The sequence below is a fragment of the Sphingomonas sp. FUKUSWIS1 genome, from assembly GCF_000733135.1.
GTDB lineage: Bacteria > Pseudomonadota > Alphaproteobacteria > Sphingomonadales > Sphingomonadaceae > Sphingomonas > Sphingomonas aerolata.
On record NZ_JPJC01000104.1, the window covers coordinates 1 to 7,929 of the forward strand.

Genomic DNA, 7,929 nt, shown 5'->3' on the forward strand with positions numbered 1-7,929 from the left:
CGGCGCTGTCGCCGAGCAGCGTCACATAGCCCGCGCCCGCGCGCATCGCGGCGAGCGCGGCGAGGTCGGCGGCGCCTGCCATCGTGCCGGCGATGACCCCGACCATGCCGCGGGTGTATTTGTGCGCGTCGGGTCCGGGCGGTGCGAGGTGCGGGCTTTTGAGCACTTCGATCTGGCTGGTGACGGGGACGCCGATGTCGAGGAGGCGGATCTCGCCGCAATAGCGGGCGGCGGGCTGGAGGAGGTGCACGGGTTTGAGTGCGCCGAGGGCTAGCGTGAGGTGGAAGACGGGGGGTGTGGTGAGCGCGCGGCCGGAGTCGGTGGCGAGGCCGCTGGGGAGGTCGATGGCTATGGTGAGGGTGGCGGCTTTGGTCAGGGTGTGGAGTCTTTCCCCGATCGATACCTCCCCGGCGGAGGCCGGGGGCCAGTTGGGTGAACCGTGCACTTCGTCGATAGCGGTGCCCAACTGGGCCCCGGCCTTCGCCGGGGGGGTGTTTGGGGTTTGGGGAGAGGTACCACTCAAGGGTCGGGTCAGGCCGGTGCCGAAGAGGGCGTCGACGAGGACGGGGGCGGGCTTCGCGGTGGCGAGCGAGTCGACGGGGCCGGGCCACCCTGCCCTTGCCGCCCTGGCTGCGTCGGTGCGGGGTTCGGACAGCGCGGCGACGCGGACGGTTGCGCCCAGTTCGGCGAGCACGCGCGCGGCGACATAGCCGTCGCCGCCATTGTTGCCGGGGCCGCAGAGGATCAGGATGGCGTTCGATCCCGCCAGACGGCGGACCGCGTGCGCGATCGCGGTGCCTGCGCGGTCCATCAGCGTCTCGACCGGGATTCCGGTTGCGATCACCGCATCCTCGGCCGCGCGCATCTCGGCGGCGGTCAGGACGGGCTGGCCCTCGATCCGGATCATGAGCCGTTCGCGCCCGGCTGGACCGTCGCCGGGAGGCGGTAGCGGTCGGTGCCCAGCGCGACGTCGATGCTGCCGGGCGTGGATGCCGTGACGCGCGCCCGCTCCGCCCCGTCGGCGGCGACCACGCCGCGGCCGTCAGGCGAGACGCGCAGCCGGCGAAAGCCGCCATCGGCGTGGCGGAGGGTCAGGATCACGCCATCTGCACCGCGCGCCTGCTCGATCGTGCAGTCGGGAGCCAAAGCGGCGCCCCCCCTGGCGCAGGGGACATGCATGAAGGAAGCGTCGTCGCGGCGCGACGCCGTATCACCGGCATCGGGCTTGCCGCTCCCGCAGGCTGCCAGCGGGAGTGAGACAAGCCCAACAAGACACTGCGATCGTTTAGATATCCGCGTAGACATGCGTTTCGGCTGCGGCTCCCGGGTGCGTGACCGCGCCCTTGTACGCCGGACCGACGGTCTTCGCATAGCGCCACAGCGCGCCCGAGCCGTAATCGGTCTTGCGCGGGACCCAGACCGCGCGGCGTGCCGCCATCACGTCCTCGGGAACATCGAGATCGATCGTCCCCGCCTCGGCATCGATATGGATAATGTCGCCATCCTCGACGAGCGCGATCGGGCCGCCATCGGCGGCTTCGGGGCCGACATGGCCGATGCAGAAGCCGCGTGTGCCGCCCGAGAAACGGCCGTCGGTGATCAGCGCGACGCTCTCGCCCATCCCCAGCCCGTAGAGCGCGGCGGTGGTCGAGAGCATCTCGCGCATGCCCGGGCCACCCTTGGGACCTTCGTAGCGGATGACGATGACCTCGCCCTCGTTGATCGCACGCGCCTCGACCGCGGCAAAGGTGTCCTCCTCGCAGTCGAACACACGCGCCGGGCCGCTGAACTGCAGCCGGTGCATGCCCGCGACCTTCACGATCGCGCCATCGGGGGCGAGACTGCCGCGCAGGCCGACGACGCCACCCGTTGGGGTCAGCGGGGTGCTGATGTCGTAGATGACCTTCTGGTCGGGGTTCCACGTCACCTGGTCGATATTCTCGGCCAGCGTCTTGCCGGTCACGGTCATGCAGCTGCCGTCGAGGAATCCGCCGCTGAGCATCGTCTTCATCAGCATGTAGACGCCGCCCGCCTCGTACATGTCCTTGGCGACATACTTCCCACCGGGTTTGAGGTCGGCGATGTACGGCGTTGTCTTGAAGATTTCCGCGACGTCGAACAGGTCGAACTCGATCCCCGCTTCCGACGCCATGGCGGGCAGATGCAGCGCGGCGTTGGTCGAGCCGCCGGTCGCGGCGACGACTCGCGCCGCATTGATGAAGGCTTCGCGCGTGCAGATGTCGCGCGGGCGGATATTGTCGGCCAGACACTCCATGACCTGCGCCCCTGCAGCCACCGCGATCTGTTCACGCGTCGTGTAAGGAGCGGGTACCATGTTACTGTTCGGAATGGATAATCCGATTGCTTCCGCGACGCAGGCCATGGTGTTGGCGGTATATTGCCCACCGCAGGCGCCGTGGCCCGGGCAGGCGACCTTCTCGAGCGCATGCACCTCCGACAGCGGGCAGGCACCGGCGGCATATTTGCCGACGATCTCGAACACGTCGACGACGGTGACGTCGCGCTCCTGATAGCGGCCGGGCAGGATCGAGCCGCCATAGACGAACACCGACGGGATGTTCAGGCGGAGCATGGCCATCATCATGCCGGGCAGCGACTTGTCGCAGCCGGCAAAGCCGACCAGCGCGTCGTAGCAATGGCCGCGGACCGAGAGTTCGACCGAGTCGGCGATGACTTCGCGGCTGACGAGGCTCGCCTTCATCCCCTGATGGCCCATCGCGATGCCGTCGGTGACGGTGATGGTATTGAAGCGGCGTGGCATCCCGCCGCCCTGGATGACGCCGGCCTGCGCGGCGTCGGCCTGCGCGTCGAGCGTGGTGTTGCAGGGGGCCGAGTTGTTGCCGGCGGACGCGAGCGCGACGAACGGACGCGCGATATCCTCTTCGGGGATACCCATCGCGTAGTAATAGCTGCGGTGCGGCGCACGCTCTGGACCGACGGAGACATGCCGGCTCGGCAAGCGCGATTTATCGAATATACGGGTCATGGCGACCGCCTATGTCGCGAGACGGGGCCTTTGCGCAAGACAGTTGCGTATGGATTTGCAGTTTTATCCGCCGCGGCCGCGGCCAGACAAGGACCGCAGAGCCCGCGCGGCGGGCGTCAGAGGCTTTCGAGCGCCTTGGCGACGCCGTCCATCGTAAACGGCTTCTGCAGGCGGGGCCGGTCGCGGAAGCGGGGATCGAGGCCGTCATCGCCACCGCCGGTCGCGAACACGAAGGGAATTCCGCCCTCAGCAAGCCGTTCGGCGATCGGAGTACTCTTCTCACCGCCACGCAGGTTGACGTCGAGGATCGCGGCGTCGACACCCCCGGCCGAGATGCGGTGCAGGGCATCGGCGACGGTGTCGACGGACCCTGCCACGCCCTTGTCCAGCACCTCGAGGAAATCCTCGAGCATCATGGCGATCAACGGTTCATCCTCTACGATGAGGATCTGCTGTGGCACGTTCATATTTTGTACCTTAGGCGGCAATTTCGCCGAGCGCCAACATCTTGTTGCTTAACGTGCCGCAAGAACGTCGCGCGCGGCTTCGGCAAGCTGCTGAACCGAGAAGGGCTTGGGAAGAAACTCGACATTGTCGAGGTCGATCGACTTGCGCAGCTGTTCCTCGGCATAGCCCGACATGAAGACGATCGGCAGGTCTGGATATTTCTCGCGGGCGTGCCGGACCATCGTCGGGCCGTCCATGGTCGGCATCACCACGTCGGTGATCAGCAGGTCGGGGCGGCCGTTCTTCGCCATGATCTCGAGCGCGACCTCGCCATTCTCCGCGGTCAGCACGCTATACCCCTGGCGGGTGAGCGCGCGTTCGGCGACCGCGCGGACCATGTCCTCGTCCTCGACCAGCAGGATCGTGCCCGTGCCCCACAGGTCGGCGGGCTTCGCCGCGGGCTTGGGCGCGGTGAGCCGCGGCGCGGCGGGGGCGGCGTGGACGGGGAGGAAGATGGTGAAGGTCGCCCCCTGCCCCGGCTGCGATTCGGCGAAGATATAGCCGCCCGACTGCTTGACGATGCCGTAGACGGTCGACAGGCCGAGCCCGGTGCCCTTGCCGAATTCCTTGGTCGTGAAGAACGGCTCGAAGATCTTGGGCAGGACCTCGGGCGGGATCCCGGTGCCGGTGTCCTGGACGATCAGCGCGGTATAATCCGCGACGGGCAGGATGTCGGAGGCCATCTGCCGCACCTCGGTCGCCGAGACCGAACGCGTGGTGATGGTCAGCGTGCCGCCGCCGCGCGGGTTGGCGGACAGGATCGCATCGCGGGCGTTGACTGCGAGGTTGACGACGACCTGTTCGAGCTGCCCCGGATCGGCGCGGACCGGCCCCAGGTTGCGGCCGTGCATCATGTCGAGCCGGACGGTCTCGCCCATCAGTCGCTTGAGCAGGTTGGAGACCTCGGACACGACGTCGGGCAGCTGCAGGATCTGCGGGCGCAGCGTCTGCTGGCGGCTGAAGGCGAGCAGCTGGCGGGTCAGCCCGGCGGCGCGGTTCGAGTTGGTGCGGATCTGCTGGATGTCGTCATAATCGCTGTCGCCGGGCGAATGGCGCATCAGCATCAGGTCGCAGTGGCCGATGATCGCGGTCAGGATGTTGTTGAAATCATGCGCGACGCCGCCGGCGAGCTGGCCGACCGCCTGCATCTTGGTCGCCTGCGCCACCTCGCGCTTCAGTCGCGATTCCTCGCTATTGTCTTTCAGGCTGAGCAGGACGGCGGCGTCGCCGAGCCCGCGCGCGCCGGCGATGGTCAGCGCGACCGGCTCGTCGGGATGATCCTTCAGCCGGACCGCCATGTCGGTCGAATGCGTCTGCCCGCCCGCGAACCGACGGATCGCGTCGGCGACCGCGGTCTTGTCCTCGCGTACGACGAGGTCGCCGGGGTAAAGCGGCGGCGCGGCGCCGACGACCCCGGCGGCGCGCAGGAACGAGTCGTTCATCTGGATGAAGCGGCCCTCGCGATCGACCAGCGCCATGCTGAACGGCATCAGGCTGACGAGGCTGCGGACATGCGCGGAGGCGGACGCGCCGATCGCGGGCGCATCCTCCTCGTCGTCGAGCAAAATGACGAGGACGGGGGCGTCGTCGCCCTCGACAAAGGGCACCTGCACCACGCGCAGCGGCGTCCCCGCGCCGCCCTCGCGCGCGAAGCGGACGAGGCCGCGATTGTCGGTGATCAGGAAGCGCGCGAAGTCGCGGCCTTCGATCGCCTCATGCTCGTCGCCAATCGCGCGGACGCGGAGCACGCGGTTGGTCGCGCGGACGCGGCCGTCGGCGCTGAGCAACGCCGCCATGATCCCGCTGCCGCCGAGCCGGTCGCCGGTCGGCCCGTCGATCAGCCGCTCGGCGGTCTGTGCGAGGTCATAGTCGGGCGCGGTGACGAACCGCCAGACGAGCATGTCCGCCTCGTCCCCGGCGCGGGTGATCGATGCCGAGATGCGCAGCCCGTTGGCGACCAGCCGTTCTGCCTGCGCGTGACCGTCGCGCCACGCGGTGCGTCCGGCCTCGGCCAGCAATACGACCCCACTCGCGTCGAGCGGCAGCCCCGGCGGGGTCGGAAAGCCGCTGAACACCGCGTCATAGGCGTCGTTCGCGCAGACCAGCCGGCCCGCGCGATCGGTCACCGCGATCGCATCGCCGCTCGCCTGCGCAACCGCCCGCGTAAAGTCCCAGTCGATCGTGCGCAGTTCGGCGCTGCCGGCGCGCGCGAGCAACCGCCAGACGATCACCGCGCCGACGACGATGATCGCCGCGGCGAGAAAGGCCGCCGCGACGACGAGGTCGCCGATCATGCCGAGCACCAGCCCCGACGCGGCGATCCCCGTCACCGCCGCGACAAGGGCGGCGCGGCGGTTCGGCCCGAGGCCGGTCTGGGGCGGAAGCGAAACCATGCGATGCCTCTTCCGCTGTTCGGGGGTTTGGGGTCAAGCATCATGTCCCCGCCCGGTTTCCCGGTCGGGGACGCGGCCGGTCACCAGATGCGTACGCGCTGTTCGGGGGCGAGATACAGACGCTGCGTCGGCTTGGGCTGATAGGCGGCGTACCAGGGGTCGAGATTGCGGACGACCGAGGCGCGCTGCTGCGACGGCGAATGCGGATCGGTCAGCAGCCGCTGACGCAGGTTCGCCTCGCGGTAGTTGCGGCGCCAGACCTGCGCCCAGCCCAGATAGAAGCGCTGGTCGCCGGTGAAGCCGTCGAGCACGGGCGCCGCCTCGCCGCCGAGCGCGGTGTGATAGGCGTCATAGGCGACCGTCAGCCCGGCGAGATCGGCGATGTTTTCGCCCATCGTCAGCTGGCCCTTCACGTGCATCCCCGGCAGCGGCTCATAGGCGTCGTACTGCGCGCCGAGCTTGCCGGTGAGTGCGTTGAAGCCGGCGATGTCCTTGGGCGTCCACCAGTCGGTGAGCTGCCCCTTGGCATCGTATTTCGAACCCTGGTCGTCGAAATGATGGCTCAGTTCGTGGCCGATCACGGCGCCGATGCCGCCGTAATTGACCGCGTCGTCGGCCTTCGGATCGAAGAACGGCGGCTGGAGGATGGCTGCGGGGAAGACGATCTCGACCATGCCGAAATTGGCATAGGCGTTGACCGTCATCGGCGTCATGCCCCATTCCCAGCGCTGCAGGGGCTTGCCGAGCTTGGCGATATTGTCCTGATGCTGCCATTCATTGGCGCGCCATTCGTTGCCGAACGCGTCGCCGGACGTGATCGTCAGCGCGGACAGGTCCTTCCACTGGCTGGGATAGCCGATCTTGGGGGTGAAGGCGGCGAGCTTGGCGTGCGCCTTCTGCTTGGTCTCGGGCGCCATCCAGTCGAGCTTGTCGATCCGGCGGCCCATCGCGGCGAGCACGTTCTTCACCAGCACGTCCGCTGCCGCCTTGGTCTCGGGCGGGAAATACTGTGCGACGTAGAGCTTGCTGACCTCGTCGCCGAGCGCACCGCTGGTGAACTGGACACCGCGCTTCCAGCGGGCCTCCTGCTCGGGGGTGCCGCCGAGCACGGTGCCGTAAAAGGCGAACTGTTCGGCGTCGAACGCCTTTGGCAGCACGTCCGCATAGCCGTCGAGCGAACGCAGGATCAGCTGGTCCTTGAGCACGCCGATCGGCGCGGTCGCGACGAGTTTTGCAATGCCGGTGATCGCCGAGGGCTGTGCGACGATGACGGTCGGTACGGGCGTGCCGGTCGCCTTGAAATAGCCCGCGAAGTCGAAGCCGGGCGCGCGCTTGGCGAGCTCTGCGACGGACATCTTGTTATAGGTCTTGGTCGCGTCGCGGCTGTCGACTCGGGTCCAGCTGACCCGGGCGATCTCGGTCTCGAACGCGAGCAACGCGGCGGCGCGCGCCTCGGCATCGGGTTCGCCGGCGAGCGTCAGCATCTTGGCGATGTGCGCGCGGTAGGCGGTGCGCGCCTCGACCAGCTTGGCGTCGGTGCTGAGATAATAGTCGCGGTCGGGCAGACCGAGCCCCGACTGGCCGAGCGAGAGCGCGTATTGCTCGGGGATCTTGTCGTCCTGGCCGACGCCGCTGCCGAACGGGCCGCCGATCCCGGCGCGATCCGCCTCGGCGAGCAGCGCAGGATAGCCCGCCCGGTCCTTCAGCGCGGCGATCTTCGCGAGCCATGGGCGGATCGGCGCCAGCCCCTTGGCCTCGATCGTGCCGGTGTCGAGGAAGGTCGCATAGGCGCGACCGATCTTCGAGTTGGGGTCCTTGGCCGCGGTGTCGAGGATGCCGCGGGTGCGCGTCTCGGACAGGTCGGAGAGGAAGTTGAACGCGCCGTAGTTCGACTTGTCCGCGGGGATCGGGGTGGTCTTCGCCCAGTTGCCATTGGCGAAGGCGTAGAAATCGTCACCGGGCTGGACGCTCTTGTCCATGCCCTTCTCGTCGAAGCCGAAGCTGCCATATTGCGCGCCGGTC

General features: G+C 68.3%; 6 protein-coding genes. All 6 read right to left on the minus strand.

Features of this window, described 5'->3' with window-relative positions; genetic code table 11:
* A partial coding sequence (locus sphsw_RS07520) for an NAD(P)H-hydrate epimerase (RefSeq protein WP_031440066.1) occupies positions 1–907 on the minus strand: 907 nt, incomplete at its 3' end.
* Positions 904–1,146, minus strand: a complete 243-nt coding sequence (locus tag sphsw_RS07525; RefSeq protein ID WP_327195637.1) for a hypothetical protein — start codon at positions 1,144–1,146, stop codon at positions 904–906. The genes sphsw_RS07520 and sphsw_RS07525, both read right to left, overlap by 4 nt.
* Before the next feature lie 139 nt (positions 1,147–1,285).
* Entirely contained in the window at positions 1,286–3,007 is a 1,722-nt protein-coding gene (gene ilvD, locus sphsw_RS07530; protein ID WP_031440068.1) for a dihydroxy-acid dehydratase, read from the minus strand.
* Positions 3,008–3,123: 116 nt separating this feature from the next.
* On the minus strand, positions 3,124–3,474 hold the full coding sequence (locus sphsw_RS07535) for a response regulator (protein ID WP_031396103.1): 351 nt from the start codon (positions 3,472–3,474) through the stop codon (positions 3,124–3,126).
* A 48-nt stretch (positions 3,475–3,522) separates the two neighbouring features.
* A complete protein-coding gene (locus tag sphsw_RS07540) occupies positions 3,523–5,907 on the minus strand; it encodes a hybrid sensor histidine kinase/response regulator (protein WP_031440069.1) in 2,385 nt (794 codons plus the stop codon).
* Positions 5,908–5,987: 80 nt separating this feature from the next.
* Positions 5,988–7,929, minus strand: a 1,942-nt coding sequence (locus tag sphsw_RS07545) for a M13 family metallopeptidase (RefSeq protein WP_031440070.1), incomplete at its 5' end; no start/stop codon positions are given.